This window comes from Paenibacillus sp. ALE2 (assembly GCF_054113385.1).
Map to the genome: position 1 here is coordinate 500,278 of NZ_CM134213.1, position 26,560 is coordinate 526,837.

Consider the following 26,560-nt stretch of genomic DNA (forward strand, 5'->3'; position numbering starts at 1 on the left):
CCTACTTATAGCAAAAAGAGAGCCGGTGCTAGTGCCCGTGCTCTCTTGAAATTTAACCACTTTAAAAGGAATATAACGGGATTACTTTTTTGCCTTTTCTGTAGAGGTTGCCGGAATCGTAACACTTCCTGTCAGTCTTGTATCCTGAGAGGAGCTGCCTACATAAATCGGAACTTCACCAGATGGCATAACCCATGCTTTGGATTTTTCATCCCAATAAGAGAGAGCTTTCGGGTCAAGCTCAATGCGGACTTTCTTCTCTTGGCCCGGCTTTAATTCCACCTTGGCCCAACCTGCCAGTTGACGGGATGGGGTCTCTACATTGGTCGGAAGCTTACTGCTGTATACCTGTACAACCTCAGCTCCAGCCTTTTTCCCAGTGTTTTTCAATTTAAGCGAAACCTCGACTGAACTTGTACGAACGGATTTTTTTCCACTCGCATGCTGTTTTACCTTCAAATCACTGTATCCGAAAGTCGTGTAGGATAAACCGTGTCCAAAGGAGAACGCAGGTTGGATACCCGATTTTTCATATCCACGGTAGCCTACAAAAATACCATCTGAATAGTCACCCACTCCATTGACACCCGGAAATTTCTCCGGTGAGGATACAGGTGTAGACTGCTCGTTAACCGGGAAGGTTACCGGTAGCTTGCCAGAAGGATTTACATCCCCAAACAAGACGCGCGCTATGGCATGCCCTTGCTCTTGACCAGCAAACCATGCCTGTACGATCGCAGGAACTTTGTCCTGCCAGGTGTCCATTTGCACAGCTCTGCCGCTCATTTGTACCACAATGGTTTTCGGATTGGCAGCGGCAACCGCACGGATCAGCCGATCCTGATTGTTTGGCAGCTCCATATCGGAACGCTCCACATAGCCTTCACTCTCATACGTACGCGTGACCACAATCGCAACATCCGATTTTTTGGCCAGCTTTACAGCATTGTCAATCAGCTTGTCTGTCGTATCTGCTGGAGGCTCCCAGCCCAGACGAACCATACCGCCAGAATCGCGACCATTTGTTGGATAATCGGCACGATATTCAATACGAATCTTATGTTTTTCCCCCGCTTTGAACGAAATGTTTTTCTTCGTTGTTCCCAGCTTCGTACCTTGGTTGTCTACAAATAGCTTATCATCAAGATACAGCTTGCTTGATCCCAAACTGGTTAATGACAATGCATAGTCACCATCCTTGGGAGCTGCAATAGCCCCTGTCCAGCGTGCAGATATCAAACCATTCAGGGTCGTGGGTGTATTGGGAACTTTAGGAGACTTCGCATTGAAACCCTGATAATTATAAAAGCCAAGATTCATATTGACTTGATCATCATTGCGCACAAGAATCGGATTGCCTTCCATCTTGTTATTCTTCCAGTATTCGCCTCGCAGTCCCTGCTCAGCATCGCCATAAGTCGCATATCCAACACTGATATTCTCTTTCTGATCGGATGTGGTCAGCAACGAAGACGGAACAGCTGATGGACCTGGCATAATGTCTCCCGCAGAAATAGGATCCGTGCCCGGTGCATACTGGACGGTAACTCCTTTGCCTACACGATTACGAATGCCCTCCAGCGGACTCACCGTGTACGTCGGATTCACCAACGAACTGCCTCCGCCTGCCACGGTGCCGTTATCTGCATCTGGACCAATAACAGCAATGGATTTGAGTTTATCTTGAGACAACGGTAATACGTTGTTTTTATTTTGAAGCAGCACCATACTTTCCTCAGCCAATTGACGGGCTGTTTTACCATGGTCCCGGGCATCAATTTGATTATTTTGAGCCGGGTGATCAAACAAACCTTTACTGAACATCTGCACAAGAATACGCTTAGCCTTATCATCAATCGTTTGTTCACTTACTTTACCAGTCTTGACCGCATCCAGCAGCTGATCTCCCCATTTACCATAAGGTGTTCCCGGTGTTTCCAGGTCCAAGCCGCTATTTGCCGATTCGACTGTACTCAGATTCGCGCCATAATCACTCATCACGAAGCCCTTGAATTGTATTTCCTTTTTCAAAAGGTCTGTCAGGATGGTCTTGTTCTCACATGCCGATTCGCCGTTGACCTTGTTAAAGGAGCACATAGCTCCGCCCAAATCTGCCTTGGCAATAGCCTCCTCAAACGGGCGTATGTAAATTTCATGCAGCGCACGGTCACTGACTTTGACATTTGTCGTGAAACGCTCCGTCTCCTGATTATTCATAAGGTAATGTTTCGCAGTCGCCAAAACAGGATGGCTTTGTACACCTTTGACATAAGCGGTCACCATTTGCGATTGCAGTAGCGGGTCCTCGCCCATAGATTCAAAGTTTCTCGATCCCCATGGAATACGGGCAATATCCATCCCCGGTCCAAGCACCACATTATGAGTTGTATTAAAAGCCTCGTCTCCAAGCAAATCTCCATACTGTTTGGCAGCCTGAGTATCCCACGTTGCAGCCAGTGCAATAGGGGCCGGCAACGCAGTTGATTGCTTGTCCTGCACATCCGGATTGGCGATCCGCACACCCGCAGGTCCATCTGCCATCTTTAACGCTGGAATACCCAACCGTTCCATCGAATTATTATAAAATCCATAATAATTGTTGACCTTACCAGTCACCAGATCTATTTTTTCTTCCAACGTCATTTCTTGTAACAGCAATGCTGTCCGTTTCTCAGCCGACAGGGACGTGTTCATCCAAGGCCGATCTGTCCGGCTTCCTGCCGCTCCTGCAATATGCACAGGTCCGATCACAACAGCCGCAATGACTGTCATCATCACCATACGGAACACCCATGTTGATTTTACTTTCACGTTTGTAATTCCTCCTTGATGTTTGGTCATGAGGTGAATGCTTATTCAACGCCCACAGGCTTGCAAAGGCTCTCGACCCTGCGAGCTCCAACAAAAATCCAGAGCCACGGGGTAAGCAAGCAAATCAGCAAAAGCCGCAATGGCTCAAGTGACACGTTTACCACCCTACCGCACATTTTCGGAAATTTCATTGAAAGTTTTTGGAAGAAGAACACTAGGACCTTCATTCTTTCTCATAAAAAGAGAACGCTAACAATTCAGTTAACCGATCATAAGATTACACTTTTGTAACTTTTTAATGACGTATTTTTAACTATTTATAATCATAAAAAATGATTCATATGTCCCACACTTTGACATGCTTCTATGGTCTTTTTTAGCGTGCGACCAAAGCCTCTATTTTAGGAAGTTGGGAATACTTATGTATAAAAAAGTTCATATAACAAAAAAATCCAGGAACCTGAACGGTCCCTGGAAGCACTGTGGATTCAATGTGATTATTCAAACGGATACCGAAGTCCCCACTGTGAACGAATCTGATCCATCAATTTCATAATTCCTAATGATTCATCCAAAGAAATAGTAGAGCTTTCGAGCAAACCTTCGTTCAAGCAGCGCCCAACTTCTTCTGCCTCAAAAGCATAGCCTGTAGAGGAACGATCATCCTGAAAGTTTTGCGCCTCTTCACCGTCCACAACTAAAGTAGCCGATGTACCATTCAGGAACGACGGAATGTGAATATAGCCCTTGGTTCCATGGATATAAGCTTCATTCGTCAGTCCGAGACGAACTGCCCCATTAAGCATAGCTGTACGTCCTTTTCCATAATCCAACATGATTGAAAATGTCTCATCAACGCCCGTTTCCCCGATATAAGCAGTACTCCATACATACTCTGGTTCAGGGCCAAACACCATCGAAGCAAAAGAAACGGGGTAAATTCCCGCATCTAATAATGCCCCTCCGCCCAGCTCGGGATTCAATAATCTTCCCTCTGGGTTCCAATCTATGCGAAAACCGAATTCCGCCTTCACCAACTTCACTTCACCAATACGTCCCGCATGTAGCCACTCCTGCACTTGGCGTATCGGAGGCAAAAAACGCGTCCACATGGCTTCCATCAGGAATAGCTTATGTTCACGGGCGTAACGGATTAGTTCCTCCAACTCTTTGCTGTTGACGGTGAAGGGCTTCTCACACAAGACGGCTTTGCCCGCTCGTAGAGCTGCTAGAACATTTTCTTTATGAAAAGGATGAGGAGTCCCTATGTAAATAGCATCGACCTCGGAATCTTGCACTAATTCCTCATAGCTACCGTAAGCCTGTGCCATTTGATGCTTGGCTGCAAATTCGGTAGCGCTTTCAATATTGCGTGATCCAACGGCATATCCTTCTCCATTCGTAACATGTTGCAGATCGGCAACAAACTGATCTGAGATCCATCCCGTACCGACAATTCCCCATTTAATCTTTTTGCTCATACTTGTATCCCTCCCAGTTGTATAGTTAACATTGGCTTACACGGTCTTCTTCATTCTAGCAAACACCTGTCCTAAACAAAAGAAATTCCTGCTCGGTGGCAGTTTGTATTGCAGCTCGGCAGGAAGGCAGCGAGGCGAGCACGAAGTCAGTTTTGAGCAGGAATTTCCTTTAGGATCGTCTTGGTTCAGGCCATTTATTGAATGGTGTATTTGTAAAACTTTTTATCTACTTTCATAACTGGAAAGCCCATTGGCAATTCATCAAGAGCTATACTAACAAATCTATTCTTCTCATAAAAACGATGAGCTGCTATGAATTGCGGTGTTGTTCCAAGATAGATTCCCTCAACAGACCGTTCCTTGGCCCATCCTATGGCATGCTGAAGTAATTGATTTGAAACATTAAAGGCTTTGCCTCTATAGTTTTGTTTGACAAACATCTTTCTGAGCGCCGTCTTATGGTTTCCGATATCTAGTAAGGCAACCGTCCCTACTAAGATTCCTTCGTGAAGAGCCACCCAGAAGTTGCCGTTACCATGCTGATAAAAGTTTTCAATATCAAGCAGATCAGGCTGATCTTCTTTAGTGATGGCGATATTATATTCGTTCTGTTGAATATGTAGAATTAAATCGACTACTTGCGATTGATACTCAGTTGTGTACTCTTGTAAAAGGATACTATTTATCATCGCTGTATTCTCCTATTATCGTCAATTGTGATGTCGTAAGCTTCCCTTCAAAACCAGGAACAACTTTTACGCATATCTCCTTATTCGAGCTCGATTCATACCTGATATTAAATAACTCAACCTCCGCAGCTAAACTTAGCTTCCACTTGCACAGTCGATGATTTGAAACCTTGTCTAGATGCGAACGTTGAGTTAATTATGAATTTCTCTATATTACAATTTCTATCCTACGCTTGAAGCTGTTCAAGAATTTGTGGGTCCTTGATTTTCTGATCATCAGCCAGCAACGCTATTTTGGATAGAATCTCGGCTGTTCTGGGATCCTCATCCAGAAACGGCAGGAAGATGCGACCACGATGCTGCGAATGCACCGGAATAATGTGCAGTGCTCCCTTGGCTTGCTTGTAGACCCCACCGCTTCCGAGGTGCACCGCATACTCGCCAAGATTCCCATCTATACGTGCGTAATTCCCATCTAAGCGTACATTGCTAATTTTCAGCAGACGAAGGGATTCCTGTACAATGACCTTACGCATTTCAACGGTTGTCAGACTAGCCTCTGGATCAACGCCGCCTACATGAGCAACACTGACAACCAGATCCACGTCCCGCATAACTTCAGAGAACAGAACAGGTGGAACCTCCTCCAAAGGCACGCTCTTATATGTTGTCCGATCAAAGAACTGCACGGTCTCCAGTGTAGGAGCCTCAGTATCCGCTGGTGAGAACCAATCGGCCATGGCATACAGGTTCGCAATCAGATTCTCGGCATAGTACACCTTCTGGAGTCCGTCTTCATAGCTGACTGTCCATTGTCGACTTTTTAGTAAGGATACCGTTTTATTCGGCTGTACCTGATGTCCCGCATACCGACGGGAAACTGTCGCGTTGGCACGTTCATCAGCATTCAGCAGATACAGCTCACGGAAAACCTGCTTAAATGGCTGGCGTATCTGGCGGTCGAATAAGTCCTTCTGGAATTCGCTCCAACGACCACTTTCGTACAAATGAAGTGGATGTGCAATAACCAACTTATCCTCTTCTCCAATAGTATGCTGTTCAGCAGAAGGAGCAGTCAACACCAACGTATCCTCATTAAAATAACCGAGGTGATCACCAGCTTTGAAAACCAGTGTTCTCACCAGCGGAGCAAGCACAGGATTGCCTAACAATCCTCTTAATTCCTTCACCATAAAGGTCGTACCAGACTCCATAGAGCGTTCCAATTCTTTGCGAGCTCTGCGATATTGGTCTACCAGATCTCCTTTAAGCTCTTTCAACGCCGTAACATACTCATCCTTCTTGAAACGAGCCGGAATGGATTTAAGCGTCTTCCCTTTGCTGACAATTTCAATATCTGCCGTTCCTTCATCATCAATGACCAGTTGTATCGTTGTAGCCTCATCTAAGGCATGGGGCTCAAAATAAGAGCGGAGATCATCCAGCTTGCGAGCTTCCATGTCCCAGACGAGACGGGTTACGTCATCATAACCTGCATTACGTGCCAAATTCCCGAGCGCAATCCGTGAAACCAGTGCCTCACTAGCCTTCCGCTGTGCCCCGAATTTCTTGCTTTGTTCCAGAAACTTCTGGATAAAATCATAACGTTCGCGGACATCTGGTTCAGGCGGCTCGGCAAGTGGAATCAAACTGTAGGTCAACAAATGGTCTTTGTTTCGCTTGTCTTCCACTGATTTTTCCATTTCACTTCGTTTCAGCTTACCCAACGTCGCATCCGCAAACAATTGGGATCGACGATGATTGGCTCCAGCCGAAATATACTTGGCACAGTCGTACAGCAGATCAAATCGTTCCTCGCCCAGCGTCTCATAGGCCTCATGAAACCAGTGAATATCAAAGGCACCATCATTAAAATCCTGCGGAGCTATCGGCGAATAATGAGCTACAATCGTTTCCTTCTCAGCCGAAAAGCCTTCATTGATATGCGCATGGAAGTACCATGCTGCACTGCGAAGTCCTTCCCACCCGAGATAGCCTGCTACAATCTCAATCCATTGTGGGGCATACATTGCCGCCTCCAACAAACGTTTATCTGTAATTTTAGTTTTCTTCAGCTTCTCCTTGAGTAATGCAGCATCCTCGCCATCACTTGGATAACATGCCTTGAGCAAGTGGCTGAACGATTCTTTTTTGGTAATACGATCACCGTAGCCATACACATAACCACGCACGAACGTTTCCTTGTCGAGCCCCTCCAGAATACGGATAAAATAATTCATGCCTTCAATCCGGCTCAGACCCATCACCTTTGACGTGGCTTCGGTAGGCAAATCGCCTCGAACCAATTCAACCTCCAGCAGTCGATCAATAACCGTACGACGTATCTCCAAAAACTCTGGCTTGCTGGAAATCCATGTATTACGAGCATTGGTTAAGGTGCTCATATGCCTTCTGCTTTCACTACCGGCCAGCAGCTCCCGATACACTTCACCTACACTGATCAGTCCTTTTTCATAGGCTTTGAAGTGATCCTCCAGATCCAGCGGAGAATAAAAACGATTTTCCATGCCTGGCCATTCTGCGTAGTTCACAAGGGTATGGAAAAAACGTTTAAAGGACTCATTATCATGGACTCGCCCTTTCTCCAATGCCAACCACGGGCCGGACAATAAATGAAACATTCCCATATCCTCTACAGGTCTATCCTTAGGCATACTTTGCATTAGTGAATTGAAGGCAAGGTCGATTACGTCAAATGTTTCGGAACCGGCTGTGTCCATAAAATAAGCATTAATTAATGTGCTTACCTGATCGGAATAGGTCAGCTCTGCCATCCACTTTTGAACCTCGTTAATCCGCTCTAAAGGATACATTTGTTCGGCGAAGTCTTTACGCCATCCTTCTAGCAGCTTTTGCTTGCTTTGTTCTGAATAGCCAAAGTTAAATGAGAAATATCGATAGTAGCGATCCAACGTTCGGTCCATTGGCTCCAATCGATCATAAAAAACAAGCTCCAGCAGATCACGCGCTTCTATGCCGCTCTCCTGCAAATAACGTTCCCATTCCTCATAAAGAGGATATAAAGACAGCCTGGAATCTACTTCTTCATCGACCTGAACCAGTCGTAGAGGGCGAAGATTCGTCCCAATAAGCAATGTATCTTTGTAGCCTGAATAATACTCCGCAGTATATTCCACATCACGATGATGATGAACAAGCTCATCCAGTCCACTCAAGAACTGCTTGAGCTTCTCCAATGGACTAGCAAAAACATCGGCCATTCGGAAATCACCCAGATCAACCTTCTCTTCCAACCAAGCTTCCTTGACATTCGGATCGTACAAGCCAAAGCCGTTTGTCCCTGTATAAGCATCCTCCTGTCCCAGCTTGGACAGCAGTTGCTCCTCTTTGGCAGTGGGTTGCTGAATGATATCCGCTAAAGCCCGCACATTTTCATACTGCTGGGCACGATCCGGGTCTGCATATATCTTTGTCAATATTTCCAGTCCACCCAATCGTTGCAGTTCCGCCTTCGCACGAAGCAAGCGTTCCAATGAGCCAGCGAGCGGATCTTCCGATTGTGAAAGCAACACACCAATGACACTTTGTCGCAACGAGCCTGTCTTGAGCTTTAATAAAGCTTCCATTTGCTGCATTTCTGGTTCCGACAGCGTCAGCTTGCGCGCCTTGGCCACAGCGAACTCACGGATACTCATACTTTTGTCAGACAAGCTGGAAAAAATAAAATCACGCTGTACCGCATCCTCAGGGTTCTGCACAAAATGGTTCAATATCTCGCCGCGCAGATTAGGGCTAATCTGATCCTTTAAGGCTATAATTTCCCCAATCCAGGAAGCATCCATATCATAACCAGCGAGATACAGCATTTTTTGAATAGGTGCATCCGAGCGGTGATACAGGTTTACATAATCCAGCACCTTGGAAGGCTCGGTAGACTCACCCTTTTTCATATGTACAAATAGATTATGAAGTCGTTCAAAATCCTTACGACGCTCCTCTTTGCTCTCCAGCAAAGGAGTGCGCGCCACTTTAACGATTCGATCCGCGACCGTCCCGCCTTCTACCCATTCATAAAAATAATCAGTTGTATAGTTCGTCAGTATCCAATAGCGAAGCTCCGGGTCCGTCTCATCCAGATATTCTCTCGCAATTCCGAGGCGCAGATCCTTGTTTTTAGTATTAGACAGTACATACTGTGCTACAATCTTCTGGTATGCTGCTCCCTGCTCCATAAGTTGGCGAACCTGTCCATATAAATCACGTTCCTCATGTACTGCCGTAGCCCACAAACTCATATATAGTTCGTTAGCATTTGAGCTGATCAGCCATTCCTGGCGCAGTTCACTGCGAGTCAATGCTTCATATGCCTGCTCAATCAGCTGGCGAACGACCCGCTGATTGGCAGATTCCAGGCCCATGCCCGTCCACACTGCAAGCGCCCGCACTACCGAACTGTATCGAATGAAGCCTTGGTCGATGATCACCTTTAACAGATAAATGAGAGCCTGAGGAGTTCCTTCATCCATTTGCTCCACAATGCTTTGGCGCAATCCCTCTTGAAGCCTGGCCGCTGCCAGCAGCTCGCCAATCATGTGATAATTCTCATCTTGATGGCTTAGCAGCATGCCTTTAATCATATTGCGCGTAAGTAGCGCCGCCTGATTATCCCCATAAATAATAGCTTTTAGCGCCTCTAGCACCTGTGAATTGCCGTTGTCTAGCTCGTAAGCAATCCAATCCCCAATCGTTTCCTGAATCCGGTAATCCCTGCCTGGTTCGTAATCCTTTTTCGTTAAATAATCCATTATAGAGAATCCGATACAGTCCATTCGGATCAACTGCACCATTTTTTTATAAACCCGGGAAGTATGAGCGGTAATTTCCGAAGTGCGAAACGGTCTGCGCTCATACCCAGTGCTGTAAGGATATTCGGTCACATGCTCGGTTAGATGTGCAAACACATCGCCAGCTGTTTGTCCAATTAGAGAACGCAACACTTCTGCCAGTGGCTTGAACAGCGGTTCTCCGCTTTCTGCCGCCCGTTCTTTCAGTATTTGCTGACATTTGATAAATGGCTCCTCAACCTCTTGTATGTAATGAAGCTTACCCAGTTCCACAACATACTGAGCCAACTCCTGCTGTTGTCCACCCAGTTGCGTCGTGCGCTCTTTCAGTGTGGCGAAATATTCTTGCTCATTGTTCTCCTGATGCATATTTCGTCTCCTCCTCTACCATAGGCCTCCAGCCAACATTGTGAAGCGTATAAATACAATCTCATCCCCTGCATGAAGTGACAAAGGAGCGTCCAGTTCAATCGCTTCCTCATCACATACAAAAACCCTGTATAAACCATCCTCAAAGGCCTGCATCGCCGTGTTCACGGCAGCCTCAATATTAGGAACACCATCATTATATATGGAACCGAATCCAACTTTGCCTGTCTCGCCTTGTGCCTGAATTTCCTCTCCCGTGAGGAACGGAATCAGCGCGACACTCTCCTGCTTTTCCCGTAGCTTTTGAACATTCAGGGCAACGGTTGCTGTAATCAAATCTCGCAATGTTTCTGGAGTAGGGCTCAGCTCTATTTCCTGTTGTGCGAGTGCGGGTTTACGCTTTCCCAAACTTTTTACAGTTACAAACAGCTTCATATTGTTTCCCTTCCTTTTTATTGACGCTTTTGAACCGTTGTCAGCTGAATTTCTCGACCCTCCTACAAACATCGTTAACAAAACATGAAACGAATGTTTGTTCGTATATTTATTTTAATAGGTTCCTTATCATTACTCTATCACCCTTTATGACCAAAATTCACAGTGCTGTAATACACTAAAATCTTAAAAAATAAGACTTTGTACCCTGATTTCGATGAACTTTACCCATATTAAGGATGAAAAAGAAAAAGACCTGCACAAGGGAGACCATCTGCTCTTCACAGACTGCACTCCATTATACAGGTCAAATATCATCAAAAATAATGTTTCAATACTTATTTATTTAAAATGCTGGAACAACGCTATCCTTGTAATTGTCCTCAAAAAATTTGCGTACTTCCGGTCCGGTCATTCGTTTTGCCAGCTTTTGAATGGCATCGGAATCTGCATTATCCTTACGCGCTACCAAATTAATGGCAAAGTGCGTATCATCTTTTTCGGTAATCAGCGCGTCCTTCTTCGGTGTCAGACCGAGCGGCTTGGCATATGCGGGATACATGGCAGCCATGTCCACATCATCCAGCGACCGCGCCAGCATCAACAAATCCACTTCTTTAAACACAAACTTTTTCTTATTCTCAATAATATCAGCCTGTGTAGCATTATAGCCTACACCTTCTTTAAGCTTGATTAGACCGTTTTGCTCCATCATTACCAAAGAACGTCCGGTATTGGCCGGATCATTGGCAATGGCAATCGTCGCACCTTCGGGCAGGTCTTTAATGTTCTTGTATTTTTTGGAGTACGCGCCATAAATGGCGTTGTAAATCGGTTTTACCGCTACCAAATCAGATTTGTTGCTTTCATTATATTGTTGCATAAACGGAGCATGCTGAAAGAAGTTAGCATCCACTTCACGGCTTGCCAATGCGTTGTTCGGTTGGATATTGTCTGACAGCACAACAATTTCCAGATTGACTCCGTCCTGTTTAAGCAGTGGCTTCACGATATCCAGCACATCTGTCATCGGTGGGATCAGCGTGGCTACTTTCAAGGTCACTTCTTTTTGGGATGTTGCTTCTTTAGTTGTTGTTTCTTGTGTAGCCTGCTTCTGACCACCGCATCCGGCAACCAGCAGCATAACCACTGCAAATAGTGTAAGTAATTTCAAGTTCGTTTTCATGTTGTTTTTCCGACTCATTCGATGATGAACCTCCAAATTAGTTGTGATTGGGAAGATAAAAAATGAGTTACAGTGGGAGGTCGAGCCGCTTCGCGTGCAGATTGTTCTTCCGATCGCTGTTGAAATGGGATTCTCTCATTTAAAGTGATGATAGGTTAGAATCCCATTTCAAAGGCGAACGCTAACGCTTCTCCAGATTCAAATCCTTCTCTCCGCTTTTGAGGTACTGTAAAGTTATTTTTATTTCCCATAGTGAGTTGTGCAAGTGTTAATAAAGAGATTCATAAACCTCTTACCGCTTGTCGATCCGGCGGGATATGGTGCTTCCGGTGAACTGGATCGTTTGTACGAAAATAATCATAACGACGATGGTGAACGCCATCAAGCCTGTTTCAAACCGCTGGTAACCATAGCGAATGGCAAAATCGCCTACCCCGCCGCCGCCCACTATGCCCATCACCGTGGAGTAGGAGATGAAGCTAATAGTGGACGTGGTCAAACCCAGTACAAGTCCGGAACGGGCTTCCACGTATAGAAATTTTAAAATAAGCTGGAGGGTGGATGCTCCCATAGACGTAGCGGCTTCAATCACACCCTTGGGCACCTCAAGCAACGATTGTTCCACCAGCCTCGAATAATAGGCGATGGCTACCACTGACAAGGGAACCGTAGCTGCCATCGTGCCCAGCGCCGTGCCTACCACCAAACGTGTAAATGGAATCATAAACACCACGAGCAGCAAAAACGGAAACGAGCGGATGACATTGACCAGACTGTTCAGTATGGTGAAGAGCAGTCGATTTTCATATTTTTGCCCTTTACCACACAAATATAAAATCGTTCCTGCCGGAAGCCCTAACAGTACAGCTGCTGCGATAGAAATCCCCACCATGATAAACGTCTCCCCGATGGCTTTCCATATCTCTGACTGATACTGTGCAATGATGTTCAACATGTCATTCATCAGCTTCACCTGCTTCCAAGGTTGAACCTACCATAGGGTCAGCTACATGTTTCGTTGAAAGTAAATGCCCGTCCCGCATTTCGGATACACGGGTACAAATATTGCGTACCACGTCCATATCGTGTGTGACGATTACAATGGTAACTCCCAGTTCACGGTTGATCTCCCTTAACACGCCCAGAATATCAGCGGTCGTCTGCGGGTCAAGGGCTGAGGTCGGCTCATCACAAAGCAGCACCGCAGGACGATTCGCCAGTGCTCTGGCAATCGCCACACGTTGCTTTTGGCCTCCGCTCAGCTGTGCCGGATACTGTTCTGCCTTATCCGCTAAACCAACGAATTGCAGGCATTCGCGCACGCGTTCCGCTCTCTCTTTTTTCGCGACACCTGCCAGCTCCAACGGCATTGCTACATTTCCACTTACCGTCCGATTATGAACAAGATGATAATGCTGAAAAATCATCCCTATGGATCGCCGCGCTTCACGGAGACGTTTTTCCGGCATGCGAGTCAGATCTTCCCCGTTCACAACCACGTTTCCCTCATCCGGCCTTTCCAATACATTCATCAGCCGGAGCAACGTAGACTTGCCGGCACCGCTGGCACCTATGATACCGTGAATTTCCCCTTCCTCCACTTGAAGAGACACGGATTGAACCGCATGAAATGGGCCGCTTGAGGTGGTATAATGCTTGTTTACCTGATGCAGCGTAATCATGAAACTTGGCCTCCTGATGATCCATTACTGCGGGAAAATGTAATAAGCCCGCCAGCCCAGGCGGGTCTGTACGAGCCGTCAATTCCCATTGCATTAATATACCACAGAGCAGAAATCGGGCAAAGCCTTTTGACAACAATTAACGTACATCCCATACCCCCACATAAGGAAAGCAGATACCAAGTCCCCAAGCCAGCATCAGCAACACCACAAAATAAAAAATAAATATAATATCTACAGCCGAATAGCCGATCGCATAATAATACGTACGCTTGGTTTCATTAGCAAAGCCCTTGGCTTCCATGGCTATAGCAATGCGCTGCGCACGCCGGATACTTTGAGCGAGCAGCGGAATTGCGTACCTGCGCAGCGTGGCATACATATTCCATTTGGACACATGCTGGTGCAAACCTCGAATACGGTGGGCATGTCTCAAAGCCTGAAATTCCTCCAGCATCATCGGCATCAATCGCATAGCTGCCAAAAAGCTGTACGCATACTTGGGAGGGAGCTTCCATTGCTGCATCAGTGAATAAAAAAGGCTCACCGGACGAGTCGTTAAACCAAACAGCAACCCTGCTGCGGCCATACTCAGTGCACGAAAACCCAGATGCATCCCTCGGAAAAAGCTTTCCTGCGTAATATGGATCAGGCCCCATGTCCACCAGGTCGTCACTCCTTTGCCAAACATCATCATGCCTGTTGAGGTTGAAATAAACACCAATATAAAGGGAGATCCGTACAGCAGCAGCCGCTTCCATGGATGGCCTGACCAGACAAGCAACAGCAGCATAGCACATGTAACATTAAACATAACGTTCGGATCATGGATGACTATAACGATCACAAACAGCAGAGAAAACATTACGAGCTTTAGGCCCGGATTCACACGATGCAGCCATGTTTCATGATGAGGAAAGGACAGACTCATACTGTAGTTCCCCTTTCTGAATCCGCCATATATCAGTACAATATCGACGGACAATTTCCGGGTCATGCGTAACCATCACAATGGCCGTGCCTGCCGCTCTTAGCTGTTCCAACATATCCAGCATGACAAAGGTATTACGCGCATCCTGCCCAAAGGTCGGTTCGTCCAGCAGCAGCACTTCCGGCTCCCGGATCATTGCCGTAGCAATACTCAGCCGCCTTTTTTGGCCCAGCGAGAGCTGATACGGATGGCGTTCATCCAGTCGCTCCAATCCGAACTGCATAAGCATTCGATCCACTCGTTCTCTGCACTGTTTAGCGGTAAACAAACTCTTGGGTAACGAATACTCCAGTTCACTTCGCACGGTGTTCGCTACAAATTGCAGCTCTGGATTTTGAAACGCGAACCCAATGCGCTCAGCCAGTTGCTCCGTATTGCCTGCCTCAGCTCCGTACACGCGATAACGCCCCTGCGTGTGAAGTAAGCGCATCATAGAGAGCAGAAGCGAGCTTTTGCCAGCCCCGTTTTCACCGACCACACCAATCCAGTCGCCAGGCTTCACCTGCGCTTGCTCCACATAAATGACTGAGCTCCCTCCCCGAAGTCCGCTAAAATGTTCCAACTCCAGCAAATTTGTTGTACATGCTGAAGTGGACGGATTATCCGCAAGCAACGCATCATTCTGCTGCGTCATAGAATCATTCCAACGTGGTGAAGACGATTCATCCCATACTCCCGGATACCATACGCCATACTCGGATAATGCCTGCCGGTGTATATGAAATACTTCTTCCGCCCTTCCGTCCGCAATAATCTCCCCTTGAGCAGAAAGCACCACAATCCGATCCACATCCTGGACAATTTCATTAATTTTATGCTCTACAATCACCAGCGTCTGGTCTGCCGAAATGTTGCGAATGGTATCCCACACCTGTGTAGTACCTTCCTCGTCCAACAAGGCTGTCGGCTCATCCAGAAAAAGCACTTCCGGCTCCATAGCCAGCACCGATGCAATCGCCAGCCGCTGTTTCATTCCTTGTGACATGCTGGCAATGGGCAGATGTATATCATCCGTTGGAAGACCAACCTGCATTAGCAGCTCGCGAATACGGGATGGCATCTGCTCCCTTGGAACCTGCTTATTTTCCAATACAAAAGCCAGTTCCTCGTCTGCATATGACATACAAAACTGTGTGTCGGGATCTTGAAATACAATACCAGAGAGACTCGGGATCACGGCAGCATCGCATTTCATAGGCACTTCTATCGTGCGTGGAATCAGACCGCTCAGCACCTGAAGCAGCGTTGATTTGCCGCATCCGCTCGGCCCCAGTAGCAGCAGCTTTTCCCCTTTGCGAACAGATAAGGACATATTGTGAAAAAGCAGCCCTTGTTCACCGGGGAATTTCAACCGAAGACGGGTGATCGAAGCCACCACATCTTCGTTGGTCGGACTCATCAATCCAGCCCCTTATAATCTTGTTCCGTTGCCGGTCTCAAACTGCGTGTAACGCCGGTTACTTCCAATGCCTTAGCCAGATAGAAAGCGAATATTCCAGCAATCATAATACTGCCAATCATCCGAAATCCAATATACAAAACATAGTTCCAGGTCGATAGCTGATCAATATACCCATAGCTGAAGTCTAAAATCAGAGAAGTGACAGCCGCTCCTGCCGCAGCTAGTGAAGCAACCCACAGGTTGGCGTTCCGATACAGAAAAATCGCAAAGAACAGCTCCGCTCCCAAGCCTTGCAGCAAACCGTAGTACAAGGTGGACATGCCCCATTCACTTCCCAAAAAAGCACTGACGGTTGCCGCGGCCACCTCTGCCAAAATCGCAACACCCGGTTTGCGAATGATGAGATAAGCGAACGTGCCAGCCATAAACCACATGCCATACATTAGTTGTTCGGCGTGCAGACCGAATGGTTTCATCAAATCATAGGCAGGTCCCCATATTTTGTAGACCAGCCCAAACACCACGGAGATTACAATCGTGACCAAAATATCAGTCAGCTTCAGCCCTTTGGACGCTCTTACATTCGTATTCATTGTTGATACGCTCCCCTTTTTCTTTAAAATAGGCCATTTGGCCATAAAAAAAAGCCTGTCCGGAGCTGAATCTCCAGGCAAGCTTTATGCGCAGTCATAAAATGATCACCATACATTATCAGTTGTCGACATATCTCATATAGCACAGCAGTCTACTGCACTAAAACCAAGCCAAAGTCAGGTACAGAACAAGACACGCTTGTCCGTCTGCAACTTTTTACAGACTGTAGCTCATTAACTTGATATAGGATATGAAACGTATCCATCGACTAGCCGCCGCTAATCGGCGGTATTCCTGTTTCTTGTAAGGTGTTCTAGGTTTCTCTACGCTGGCATTACCCAGATCAGATTTCACGGTCGGCGGCAAGGGCCACCCTCTCAGCCTGACTATCTCAAGCTCCCGACAATGCTTTTTAATTCACTATAATATATACCACATCCATGGCTTTGACAATCCTATAATCCGAAGAAACGTTTGGCCGTTTCCGTCGTCGCAATTTCGATCTCCATCATGCTGCGGCCTGTGCACTCGGCAATCGTAGCGGCGATGTGAGCGAGATACACCGGCTCATTACGCCCTTCTTTGGGCTTCACAGGCAAATTACGCGGGGTCAAAAATGGAGCGTCCGTTTCAATCATCAACCGGTCCAATGGAATATCCCTGACCAGCTCCCGCAGATGCTTGCCGCGCCGTTCATCACAGATCCAGCCCGTAATACCGATATAAAGTCCCATCTCCACATACGAATGCAATTCCTGTGCAGTGCCGGTAAAACAATGCACCACCGCTTTATCAACAAGCCCCTGATGCTCTCGCAACATAGCAACAAAGTCCTCATGCGCATCTCGTTCATGCAGGAATAAAGGCATATGCAACTCCCCCGCCAGTTGAATCTGCTCTCCGAACCATCGGCGCTGTACATCACGCGGAGAAAAATCACGGTTATAGTCCAACCCGCATTCCCCTATGGATACGACCTGCGGCTGAGCCACAAGTTGGCGGAGCTGCTGAATCGTATCTGTGCTGCAACTTTTGGCATCATGGGGATGCACGCCAGCCGTCGTGTACAGTTTACCCGGATAACGAGCCGCATACTGAGCAGCCTCCCGACTGCTCCGGACACTGGTTCCGGTAATAATTAACGGTGTAATTCCTGCAGCCGCTGCTCTCTCTACCACCTGTTCCCGATCTCCATGAAACGAACGGTGCATCAAGTTCACACCAATATCAATTAACGGTGTACTCCTATCCATCTCAATCCCTCCTTCGCAAACTACAATCTCGGATCAATCGGCTCCGATTCCAGAGATAGCGCGGCAAGGACGCATTCATGAATACGATCCACCGTATCCTTGCGGACAAAACGTTCTACGCCCTCCATACCAAGCGCTCCTTCCATCAGGGCATGACGCTCCTTTTTGTTCGTTCGGCGCTGCTTCAGACGCTTTAAATTCTCAGGGGCAAGATAATCCATACCGTAAATGATATGCAAATACTTCCGGCCTCTCACCTTGATTGCAGGCTGAATCATCTTGTCCCGATTTTTCATCAAAAAGCGTTCTGGCTTGATCACAATGCCCTCATGACCATCCTCTGTCATCTCGTTCCACCAGCGGATAACCTCTTCCTCGCTTGCTTCGTCCGTGATGACCCGATACTCTGTCTCCATAAACAGCGAGGACAGTCCTGCTAGCTCCCGGTTGTGCTCCATATGCCAAAGATGAGATTGGTCAAAAAACGTCCGGCCGCTGTGGGCCAGTGTATGAAACGGTGCAATACGAATTTCATCCAGCCCGTCTACATCCCAGCAATATTTTTGAAAAGCTTCTTGGAACGTTACGGCATTGCCATATTTCCGTTCCATTTCCTCCAGCCAGTCTCCAACCTCCCGGCCTGCACCCTTCGCTTGCTTCAGCTTGTCTACCAGCTTACTGCGATCCAGCAGAGCTGCTTCACCCACATGCGCATACTGTGCGGCAATCAGTTCCCGAGCCTTGAGATTCCACGGTACTATTTCTGCATCCAGCAACACGAAATCCGTCTGATTCCGCTCAAAATACCCGGCAGTCTGTAGATCGGCATTCAGCTTTTCCAAGACCTGCTTCGCAAGGCCTGGTCCAAAGAAAGGGCGGCCGCTGCGGCTGTAGATCGTGCCTAATGTCGGGTATCCTACATATTCGACAGCAGCCTGTTCGTTTTTGAATAATAGCAAAATTGCCCGGCTACCCATATGCTTTTTCTCCGCTACCATCGTTTGTACGCCTTGACCACGATAATAAGCCAGCGCCTCACGCGGATGCTCCAGATATCCTTCTTCTACGGAAACCGTGGGAGCAGGACTCATAGTTGGTGGAATGTACACCAGTTCCTCCATCGGTACTGTCACATGTGACACGGTATCTATAGCGGATTTGACCCATTCTCCTTGTACGCGCACTTCGCCATACGATTCCGTCAGTACACTGTAACCAGCGATGAGCTTACGTAAATTCGGCGGGGAAAACCGTTTTTTCTGCCACCGGACAAGTGGGCTATCGGGGTCATTCGCATAATTCTCATGAGCCGGAACGCTGACAAATTCCTTTTCCGGATAACGATAAGCGGTCAGCATGCCGCCAAATACCACACCCTGATCAATATTCACCGTCTGGTTCACAATCGTAGGCTGCGGTCTCGGGTCATGTCCCCATACTACTATTTCTCCCGATTCATGGTCTACGAACCAATCTTTGCGGATTGGTTTTCCGTCTGCATCCTGACCATCCGTATCTCCATAACGACAGTAATCAGAAATACGTGCCGACTGTTTGCCAATAAAATGATCCTTAATCCCCGCATGAGTCACAACCAGGTGTCGCAACCCATTTCTGCCGAAAATAAGATGAGAGGGCGCATGTAGCAGAAAATCCCTCAGCTCGCCTCTAAGCTGTTCCGCTGCTGCCTTGCCCACCTTTTGTTCATATTGAACCAGTTCCTCTGCGAATCGTTCATCTCCATGATTGAGAGTTACTTTTCTTCCATCAAGATAACGACCGATTTTCCAGCCATGATTGCTATCAATCATGTAGGCGAGTCCGGCATCCACGTGCTTTTTCCAAAACTGCACCGCTAGTAACGATTCTGGGCCACGGCTCATCACATCCCCAACGGATACCAGTCTTCTGCCTTCTGGATGATGGTATAGTCCTTCCGTATCTTCCATATATCCGAGCCGCTCTAACACCTCCAGCATCTCCCGGTAGCACCCGTGGATGTCACCAATGATATCAATGCCTGCACCTATATCATGAAACAGCGGCTGAGCACGGCGGGCGAAGTTAAGCTTTTCTACATCCTTGAGGACATAACAAGCGTTAAAACCTTCTTCCCGGATACCGCGCAGGTTCCGCTTTAACAGCTGTGCCTGCTGCTTGACCCGTTGGCGACCACGCGGATGCGCCCTACCTGCATCACGTTCCAGCAGCACAGATTCGGGTACATCCAGCACCAGAGCCATCACAGGTACATGCGCCTTGGCTGCCAGCTGTACATATTTCTGGCGATCCTCAGCATACAGATGGGTGGCATCCACAACCGTCAGCTTATTCAGACGACAGCGCATTGCCAGAATGGTATCCATCGCTTCAAACGCCTTGGCTGACATCTGCTGGTACTCATAAAACAGCACGTCCGATTCCAGCCTTGGAAGTCCGCTCCAGTCTATAAATTCCGTATCTCCGACCAGCTGGCGAAAATGATCTGAGGATACCACTTCCGTTTTCAATAGAATCCCTTCGCTCACCAGCCTGTCCAGTAAAGTGGTTTTGCCACTATTCGAGGCCCCTACCAACACAACCAGTCCAGCATGCGGTAGATTAATCGTTCGTTCGGATGAAATGCTCATGAATTCTTCGGCTCCTTTCTGCGCGTAAATACAGCCATTTGGGTCGGTTGTCCAAAGCCTTCGACCTCTTCTCCGATCCCTTCCAGCGCTAATGAATAAGGAGCTTCCTCAATCCAATGCTCGCATCGTTCACGAAACTCGCTTCTGCTCCATTCAAAACGGTGATCGCCATGCCGCAGCTCTTGCTGATCCATACGATACACCTCATTATATTCCCGATTGGGAGTCGTCACGATCAGCACACCCGGCTGATATTCTGTCACAATCGTATCCATCACCCGGTTCAGACGATGCTCATCCACATGCTCAATGACCTCACACAGGATCATCACATCTTTTCCCCGCAATTGCTCATCATAATAAAAGAGAGAGCCCATCATAGGTGTAGGGCGAATTGCATCAGCATGCCTTTCCAGCTTGGCAAAACGCTCCACAGCCCTCACCTGTGCATATGCAGACGGCTCCACAGCCCAAATCTCTTCAATGCCCTTCATTCGAGCCATCCGAGCCGAAAGCTTCCCTTCCCCTGATCCAAAATCTACGATTTTCTGTCTTCGGGGCAGCTTGCGAATCACATCCATAATGGCTTGATACCGCAGCTCATTTAGCCGCATTACAGGCTGTTGCTTTCCTTCCTCCAGTGACTGATCTTGCTGCTGATCCTGTTCGTGATTATGGTTTTGTTCTTGGACCGCATGTTTTTCAGTCTGTGTAGCAGCAGAATCAGATTGCTCAAATTGCTCAATCAGATTGGTAAAATGAAGCGTACGACGAATGATGATCTCGCGCAGCGGATGCTCTTGCAGCCAACCTTCACCGTAACGTCTCAGCTTGTCAAACTCTTCTTCGCTAATATAATAGTGCTTATAATTATCCAACACTGGAATTAACAGCAATAACTGACGCAGCGCATATTGCACCGTCTGATGGCCACTTAGCGTGACATATCTGACGGTGCTTCGATTTTTCAGCTGAAAAGAATAATCCGCTTTCCCTCGTTCGATGGTCACTTGATAGCCCAGCGGCGCAAATAGTCCCTCCACCACAGCATCCGGCAAATCTGACGCAACAGGCCCAAACGATAACTCCAGCGCAAAAGGATGCGTCACCCATGCTGCATAGTCTTCCTTGGGCTTGCCGTTCAAGGCCGTGCCAAGCGCGCCGCGAATATAGGTGCAAAACAAGCTGCTGGTTACAAACTCCCGATCATTAATATATTGTGTAATGTCATAGCTATCCGGACTATTTTTGACCAAATCTATCGAATCTGGCGAGGCCTGAATGACGATTTCTGCCTCTTCCTCCGTAAAAACGGTGTACACCATGCGTACACGAGCACCCTTTTCCGTGCGATCATACGTATTGTAAGGGTTCTTGGCGAGCAAATGCGAAATCATCCCGGCATTGTTTCCGGTTGCTTTTAGCGTGATGTGCATACTCCACTTCTCCTTCCCAGCTTATGTTTTCCATACTTCATTCACCGTAGCGCGGAACATCTCGTCCAATTGCTGATCCCGTCCGCCCTCCATATGCTGAAGCAAAGGCGCCTTCTGTTCAAAATAAGCAATTTGCTGCTCAATAAAATCATTCACCACCGAAAGCTGCGGCTCCATATCCAGCTCCTCGCCCGCTTTTTTACGCTCCAGCAAATGCTCGATCACCTGATAAAGTTCGGTATCTACCGGAATGAATTCCGCTAGCAAGTCTACGAATTTGATAGGAGGCATACTGTTGTAACGTTCAATCCAGCCACAGGCCAGCAGCGGACGCAGCACGTAAAAATACTTTTTAATCTTCACCTGTTCACCTTGCAAATAGTCCCGATAGTTTCCCCGTGCCATATTCAGATAGTGATACATACAGGACTTCGGAGAGTAGGTTAACGGCGAGATTGCACGGATCTGATCGGCCACTGAATATTGCTCCAGATAGGGAATCGGAGATTGCAGCCATTCCAGCAAAGGCGGATTGGATTTGCGAAACAAATGGAGCGCCTTTTTCAAATCCCAACCGTTTATATCCAGCATATTGCTGATTGGCCGCTCAATCACATCCCGCTTATCAAAAATAGATAAATACCATTCTATGGGTCTTACATAAATAAATCGTACATCATAGTCACTGTCCTGTGAAGGAAACCCCCATGCCCGACTGCCTGATTCACAGGCGTACACAATGCGCACCTGCTCTTCCTGCTCCAACGCGCGCAGCTCACGCAAAATCGTGTCGCGCATTTCCGGTTGAATGAAACCCTGCCCATGCTTCACATCTGTCATGTTGTTCCCTCCCTTATCCTTAAAGTATTTCCCGAATCTGTTCTCTGATCGACTCCTCCGTTTCAGCTTCCGATAAGCAGCGAAGGCGCTCTATCGTTGCCTCTCCCCACATCTCAGAAGGCCATTCCTTGAGTACATGAAGCGCTGCACGGCGATTGGAGGTCACCGGGCTCCAAAGTCCGGTAGCAACTAGCTTTTGTCCCATCCCTTCGTAAGAAGACAATAGTTGCAGCAGCATCCCCAGACATTGATGCGCTTCATACTCCGGTCCAAAGCCCGGCACATCAGCAGGACCGGAAGCTATCTCTCCCAGAGGCAAGTGCTTTTCTGCAAAAGCCACCAGCTTACATGCCCGCTGTTCATCCTCTGTCTTGCTAAGTTCAAAGTACAGATTAGGCTTGACTGGGTGTTTGCTTAATTGATCAAATAGCACGGGCCATACATCTAGTGCTAGCATTCGAGCTGCGCGAATGGCACAGTGAAGATGCGGTGAATCTGCATGATGTAGTTCCTGCTCTACCAGCTTCATCCACTGCGGATCGTCCATCATCTGCTGGCATATCGACGCGTAACGTTTACGTAATTCCGGCGTCCATTCATGGTCATAACGTGCCTCCCATGAATCGTCTTCTTCATCGAGGAAGTCCGCAATATCCATGATGATCGTAAGATGCTTCACAGTCGTACACATAGTCTTAGCATGACGAAGGTAGTTGCCTATGACCATAGCGGCATGCTCATAATCGTCTATACTTTCCGCAGGTCCGCCTGCCGCCAGCAAAGCCGACAGTATATCGCCTGCTCCGTCAAATAACTCCCGATCAATATGAGGTACAGCGATGGCTGTATGCAGCTCGCCTTTATGAGCGCACTCATAAGCAAGATACTCATACATGACATTATTGCGGAATCCTTCCCGTAATAACCAATCACGTATTTCCTGCCGCGCCGGCTCCAGTCGTTCCACGACGTGAATACGTCCCCAACCATGTACCTGTAAGGCTAAATTATACAACTGCTCATTGGCCTGATCCGAAATATTACGGATAGCTACAGCCGCATATAGCGTGAATTCATCATGCTTGGCTAGCGTTAAAATAAGCTCGTGGTGCTGCTCTGTCTCCAGCAATCCGAGTAGCGCAATACCGACCTTCACCACATTGCGATGTGCTCCGTGTTCGGCCAGCCAACGCGCTTCCTCATACAATCGATCCGGCTGAATTGCTGGATGTTCGCGCACCGCATCTAGCAGCGGATCAATCAGGCTGAGCGCATTTTCCTCCATCAAGCGTACATACGTCTCACGTCTTGTTTTCATCCCTGGCTTGCGGCATTGTCTGGACAACAAGTGTGCTAACTCCTTAATTTTCTCAGTCTCTCCATCTCCGCCAGCGCCGTGATGCCCAAACGCTCCATCCAGCCCTCCTGCCACCCAACGCATCGTGTGACCTGCCCAGTATTCTTCATCATCCGGCAAATGATCATCCGTAAGCCTGCCCTGAGGGTCCAGTCCCTGCTTAATTGTTTCATAAATCGAGAGCTTACCTACCCATGGATATAACACTTCATTTTTGAATCGTCCAAACATGTTGCCTCACCCTTCTGTTATGTATTGCTTCTTACTTATCGTGCTACCTTATATCCCTATAATCCTTTATTTTGGAAGTCATGAACATGGTGAAAGTATTACAAAGATGAATAAATTACCTTTTTCCTGTATCTCTTCCCTGTTAGAATAAAGGGATACTTATTTTCGGAGAACGGCTACAGAAACGGGGAATGCATCATGGCGAGAGAGAGTTTTGATAAAGAAATTCAATTCCTGCGCATGCTCACACTAACCAGCGGCGCTTATAATCGGCAGCAATTTGCAGACAGACTTGGCATTTCGGTGCACACCTTTGATAAAACGATTCGGCGTCTCAAGGAAATTGTCCAATCCGTACAACAGCAGTTGCCTGCGGAACAGGGACATGATTTTAATGAGATGCTGCGCTTTAATTATTACGAATCCGCTGATCCGTTATTGTTATTCCTGTTTCGGGCCAAATCGCTCAAGGAATCGGAAAGCGTCCGCTTATCCCTTCTGCTGACAGCGCTACAGTCACAGTCTATGACCACCATGGAACTGCTGGACGCTTGCTGCAATGGGCTGCCTTCCGACAGTGCACTGCCAGATGAAAAAACAATCCGTTCTGATCTGAAATATCTGGTCGAAGTCGGCGTAGTTTGTAAGGAGCCTGGCGGCAGACCCTATCGCTATGCTGTCCGTAACGATCTGGTGACAGAACTGACGGACGAGGAATTACTGGACTTATATGATTTTGTGGACGTTATGGCCAACACTCAGCTCCCCTCTGTGCAGGGATATCTGTTGCGAGATCATCTTAAAAAGGCCATGCGCCGTCAGCTCGGAGATCGGGAGATGGCAGAGCCTTTTTTATATAAATACCATTATTATTCACGCATTTTGGACGAAGCCCATATTCATCCGCTTCTGCATGCTATTCGGCAACGTCGCTGCGTAACCTTTTTATATTTTTCGGCGTCTAAACGAAGCATGTACGGGTCACAGAACACCAACCCACTGTTCGAAAAAGAGACCGAAGGCCGTGAGCATACCATTCTGCCCCTGCAAGTCATCTATGATCATCAATACGGACGCTGGTATGTGCTTGGTCATGTAGGCGGCAAAGGAATCATGAAGTTTCGTACGGAGGGCATGACTCAATTGGTGGAGGGCAAGCCTGTCCCAGAGCAGCTTTATGCCGACCTGTTAGCCGTATTGGAAGAAAAAACGCGGTACAGCTGGCTTGTTGATACGGGTCGTCCTGTAAAGGTAAGAGTACGATTTTTTAATCCCGAGGGTGCGAAGCGCAACTTTATTCGGGAACGTGTGCTGTCACAGGGACAGTGGGGTACGATTACGGAGGAAGAAAGTGAATCCTTTATCTATGAAATCACAGTCAATGGGATCACTGAGATAAAACCGTGGATTCGCAGCTTCGGATCAAGCTGTGAGGTATTGGAGCCCCAGCGGCTGCGTAAAGAATTCAGACAGGAATGGAAGGAGCTGCAAGCCTATTATGAGCCTGTTCGAGAAAATATTTAACTATCAGATCGTCTCACGTCTGGATGAATCGGGCGCTTTTGCTACTACATCGCAGGAAAGAGTCTGGCTCAAGTCCATGCTTGCAGACTCGGCAGCGACAGCGGCTTTTACCCCGCCTACACTTGATAAGCTTCGGCAATTACTTGCAGACGACGAGCCTCTGGAGGCCGATGGCAGCCTGCGCGAAAAAGCAGGGGTTCCTGCTGCTTCGGTTTATCATCCGCTCCTGCGTGAATTGCGTTCCATTCTGCGATCCCGTTCAGGCATCTGTATGACCTACAAACTGCGCAACGGACGCCTACATGAGCGAATGTCCGGCTTCCCCTATAAGCTGGAGTTTTCCATGGTCAAAAAAGAATGGAGCTTGCTGTGGTATAATCGCCGACATCGCGCATTCATGTCTACTAAACTATCCAACATTGTAACCATTACGGAGGATGAGATTCTACCTGAAGAAGCCGAGAAGTTTACCCAACGAATACTCGGTATACTGGAGTCGCGCAAAGAACAGGGCATCATCGAAATTATTCCTGTATACAACGGTGAAATGTCTCGTATTTTATATGCTTTCTCCTGTTTTGAAAAGGAGGTCGAATATGATCAGGAAGCAGATACCTATCGTATTACGCTCACCTTCCAGACAGACGAATGTGAATATGTATTATCCAAAATCCGCTTCCTCGGCAAGCGTGTCAAGGTCGTTCAAGGCTCTCGCTTAATTTCGCGAATGAAGGAAACCACAGCCAAGGCCCTCGCACGATACGAAGAGGAATAGCTGCTGCAGAAATTAGGATCTATCCATGTAAAGGCCCTCCCTCCGTCT

Annotated in this window: 18 protein-coding genes; 2 read left to right on the forward strand and 16 right to left on the reverse strand. The window is 47.5% G+C overall.

What is annotated here, in order from left to right:
• Positions 1-81 precede the first annotated feature (81 nt).
• From ACXHJ1_RS01945 to ACXHJ1_RS02020, 16 genes are all read right to left on the reverse strand, one after another.
• A complete protein-coding gene (locus tag ACXHJ1_RS01945) occupies positions 82-2,811 on the reverse strand; it encodes a glycoside hydrolase family 3 C-terminal domain-containing protein (protein ID WP_457905508.1) in 2,730 nt (909 codons plus the stop codon).
• A 497-nt stretch (positions 2,812-3,308) separates the two neighbouring features.
• Complete coding sequence (locus ACXHJ1_RS01950; protein ID WP_457905509.1) at positions 3,309-4,292, reverse strand: Gfo/Idh/MocA family protein; 984 nt, start codon at positions 4,290-4,292, stop codon at positions 3,309-3,311.
• A gap of 194 nt (positions 4,293-4,486) precedes the next feature.
• A complete protein-coding gene (locus ACXHJ1_RS01955; protein ID WP_457905510.1) occupies positions 4,487-4,981 on the reverse strand; it encodes a GNAT family N-acetyltransferase in 495 nt (164 codons plus the stop codon).
• Positions 4,982-5,208: 227 nt separating this feature from the next.
• Positions 5,209-10,176 (reverse strand): DUF5724 domain-containing protein, encoded by a 4,968-nt coding sequence (locus tag ACXHJ1_RS01960; RefSeq protein ID WP_457905511.1) that lies wholly within the window; start codon positions 10,174-10,176, stop codon positions 5,209-5,211.
• A 15-nt stretch (positions 10,177-10,191) separates the two neighbouring features.
• Positions 10,192-10,611: a hypothetical protein gene (locus ACXHJ1_RS01965; protein WP_016819899.1), complete on the reverse strand. Its 420-nt coding sequence runs from the start codon at positions 10,609-10,611 to the stop codon at positions 10,192-10,194.
• Between the two features lie 346 nt (positions 10,612-10,957).
• On the reverse strand, positions 10,958-11,815 hold the full coding sequence (locus ACXHJ1_RS01970; protein ID WP_016819898.1) for a MetQ/NlpA family ABC transporter substrate-binding protein: 858 nt from the start codon (positions 11,813-11,815) through the stop codon (positions 10,958-10,960).
• A 274-nt stretch (positions 11,816-12,089) separates the two neighbouring features.
• Positions 12,090-12,761 (reverse strand): methionine ABC transporter permease, encoded by a 672-nt coding sequence (locus ACXHJ1_RS01975; RefSeq protein WP_457905512.1) that lies wholly within the window; start codon positions 12,759-12,761, stop codon positions 12,090-12,092.
• A complete protein-coding gene (locus ACXHJ1_RS01980) occupies positions 12,754-13,479 on the reverse strand; it encodes a methionine ABC transporter ATP-binding protein (protein ID WP_113050975.1) in 726 nt (241 codons plus the stop codon). Before ACXHJ1_RS01980 ends, ACXHJ1_RS01975 begins: the two co-directional genes overlap by 8 nt.
• 139 nt (positions 13,480-13,618) lie before the next feature.
• Positions 13,619-14,410, reverse strand: a complete 792-nt coding sequence (locus tag ACXHJ1_RS01985; RefSeq protein WP_457905513.1) for an energy-coupling factor transporter transmembrane component T family protein — start codon at positions 14,408-14,410, stop codon at positions 13,619-13,621.
• Entirely contained in the window at positions 14,385-15,869 is a 1,485-nt protein-coding gene (locus ACXHJ1_RS01990) for an ABC transporter ATP-binding protein (protein WP_457905514.1), read from the reverse strand. The genes ACXHJ1_RS01985 and ACXHJ1_RS01990 overlap by 26 nt, the downstream gene beginning before the upstream one ends.
• Complete coding sequence (locus tag ACXHJ1_RS01995) at positions 15,869-16,465, reverse strand: ECF transporter S component (protein ID WP_457905515.1); 597 nt, start codon at positions 16,463-16,465, stop codon at positions 15,869-15,871. Before ACXHJ1_RS01995 ends, ACXHJ1_RS01990 begins: the two co-directional genes overlap by 1 nt.
• 456 nt (positions 16,466-16,921) lie before the next feature.
• Positions 16,922-17,719, reverse strand: coding sequence for a TatD family hydrolase (locus ACXHJ1_RS02000; RefSeq protein ID WP_457905516.1), 798 nt, complete (start codon positions 17,717-17,719; stop codon positions 16,922-16,924).
• 20 nt (positions 17,720-17,739) lie between these two features.
• A complete protein-coding gene (locus ACXHJ1_RS02005; RefSeq protein WP_457905517.1) occupies positions 17,740-20,349 on the reverse strand; it encodes a polynucleotide kinase-phosphatase in 2,610 nt (869 codons plus the stop codon).
• Positions 20,346-21,785 carry a 3' terminal RNA ribose 2'-O-methyltransferase Hen1 gene (locus ACXHJ1_RS02010; RefSeq protein WP_457905518.1) on the reverse strand — a complete coding sequence of 480 codons (1,440 nt, stop codon included), beginning with the start codon at positions 21,783-21,785 and terminating at the stop codon, positions 20,346-20,348. Before ACXHJ1_RS02010 ends, ACXHJ1_RS02005 begins: the two co-directional genes overlap by 4 nt.
• Positions 21,786-21,806: 21 nt before the next feature.
• Positions 21,807-22,625, reverse strand: coding sequence for a nucleotidyltransferase domain-containing protein (locus ACXHJ1_RS02015; protein WP_457905519.1), 819 nt, complete (start codon positions 22,623-22,625; stop codon positions 21,807-21,809).
• Between the two features lie 19 nt (positions 22,626-22,644).
• Positions 22,645-24,213, reverse strand: a complete 1,569-nt coding sequence (locus tag ACXHJ1_RS02020) for a limonene hydroxylase (protein WP_457905520.1) — start codon at positions 24,211-24,213, stop codon at positions 22,645-22,647.
• A 198-nt stretch (positions 24,214-24,411) separates the two neighbouring features.
• On the opposite strand from ACXHJ1_RS02020, the gene ACXHJ1_RS02025 reads away from it, so the two are divergent.
• Positions 24,412-25,737, forward strand: coding sequence for a helix-turn-helix transcriptional regulator (locus ACXHJ1_RS02025; RefSeq protein ID WP_107734986.1), 1,326 nt, complete (start codon positions 24,412-24,414; stop codon positions 25,735-25,737).
• Positions 25,712-26,512: a WYL domain-containing protein gene (locus ACXHJ1_RS02030; RefSeq protein WP_457905521.1), complete on the forward strand. Its 801-nt coding sequence runs from the start codon at positions 25,712-25,714 to the stop codon at positions 26,510-26,512. Before ACXHJ1_RS02025 ends, ACXHJ1_RS02030 begins: the two co-directional genes overlap by 26 nt.
• The last annotated feature ends 48 nt before the right edge of the window (positions 26,513-26,560 follow it).

Excerpts from the sequence above, each read along its gene's own strand:
- ACXHJ1_RS01965 (WP_016819899.1), bottom strand. The coding sequence starts at position 10,611 with ATGAAGCTGTTTGTAACTGTAAAAAGTTTGGGAAAGCGTAAACCCGCA.
- ACXHJ1_RS01950 (WP_457905509.1), bottom strand. The coding sequence starts at position 4,292 with ATGAGCAAAAAGATTAAATGGGGAATTGTCGGTACGGGATGGATCTCA.
- ACXHJ1_RS02020 (WP_457905520.1), bottom strand. The coding sequence starts at position 24,213 with ATGTTTGGACGATTCAAAAATGAAGTGTTATATCCATGGGTAGGTAAG.
- ACXHJ1_RS01960 (WP_457905511.1), bottom strand. The coding sequence starts at position 10,176 with ATGCATCAGGAGAACAATGAGCAAGAATATTTCGCCACACTGAAAGAG.
- ACXHJ1_RS02005 (WP_457905517.1), bottom strand. The coding sequence starts at position 20,349 with ATGAGCATTTCATCCGAACGAACGATTAATCTACCGCATGCTGGACTG.
- ACXHJ1_RS02025 (WP_107734986.1), top strand. The coding sequence starts at position 24,412 with ATGGCGAGAGAGAGTTTTGATAAAGAAATTCAATTCCTGCGCATGCTC.
- ACXHJ1_RS01980 (WP_113050975.1), bottom strand. The coding sequence starts at position 13,479 with ATGATTACGCTGCATCAGGTAAACAAGCATTATACCACCTCAAGCGGC.
- ACXHJ1_RS01975 (WP_457905512.1), bottom strand. The coding sequence starts at position 12,761 with ATGAATGACATGTTGAACATCATTGCACAGTATCAGTCAGAGATATGG.
- ACXHJ1_RS02000 (WP_457905516.1), bottom strand. The coding sequence starts at position 17,719 with ATGGATAGGAGTACACCGTTAATTGATATTGGTGTGAACTTGATGCAC.
- ACXHJ1_RS01970 (WP_016819898.1), bottom strand. The coding sequence starts at position 11,815 with ATGAGTCGGAAAAACAACATGAAAACGAACTTGAAATTACTTACACTA.
- ACXHJ1_RS02030 (WP_457905521.1), top strand. The coding sequence starts at position 25,712 with ATGAGCCTGTTCGAGAAAATATTTAACTATCAGATCGTCTCACGTCTG.
- ACXHJ1_RS02010 (WP_457905518.1), bottom strand. The coding sequence starts at position 21,785 with ATGCACATCACGCTAAAAGCAACCGGAAACAATGCCGGGATGATTTCG.
- ACXHJ1_RS01985 (WP_457905513.1), bottom strand. The coding sequence starts at position 14,410 with ATGAGTCTGTCCTTTCCTCATCATGAAACATGGCTGCATCGTGTGAAT.
- ACXHJ1_RS02015 (WP_457905519.1), bottom strand. The coding sequence starts at position 22,625 with ATGACAGATGTGAAGCATGGGCAGGGTTTCATTCAACCGGAAATGCGC.
- ACXHJ1_RS01990 (WP_457905514.1), bottom strand. The coding sequence starts at position 15,869 with ATGAGTCCGACCAACGAAGATGTGGTGGCTTCGATCACCCGTCTTCGG.
- ACXHJ1_RS01995 (WP_457905515.1), bottom strand. The coding sequence starts at position 16,465 with ATGAATACGAATGTAAGAGCGTCCAAAGGGCTGAAGCTGACTGATATT.
- ACXHJ1_RS01955 (WP_457905510.1), bottom strand. The coding sequence starts at position 4,981 with ATGATAAATAGTATCCTTTTACAAGAGTACACAACTGAGTATCAATCG.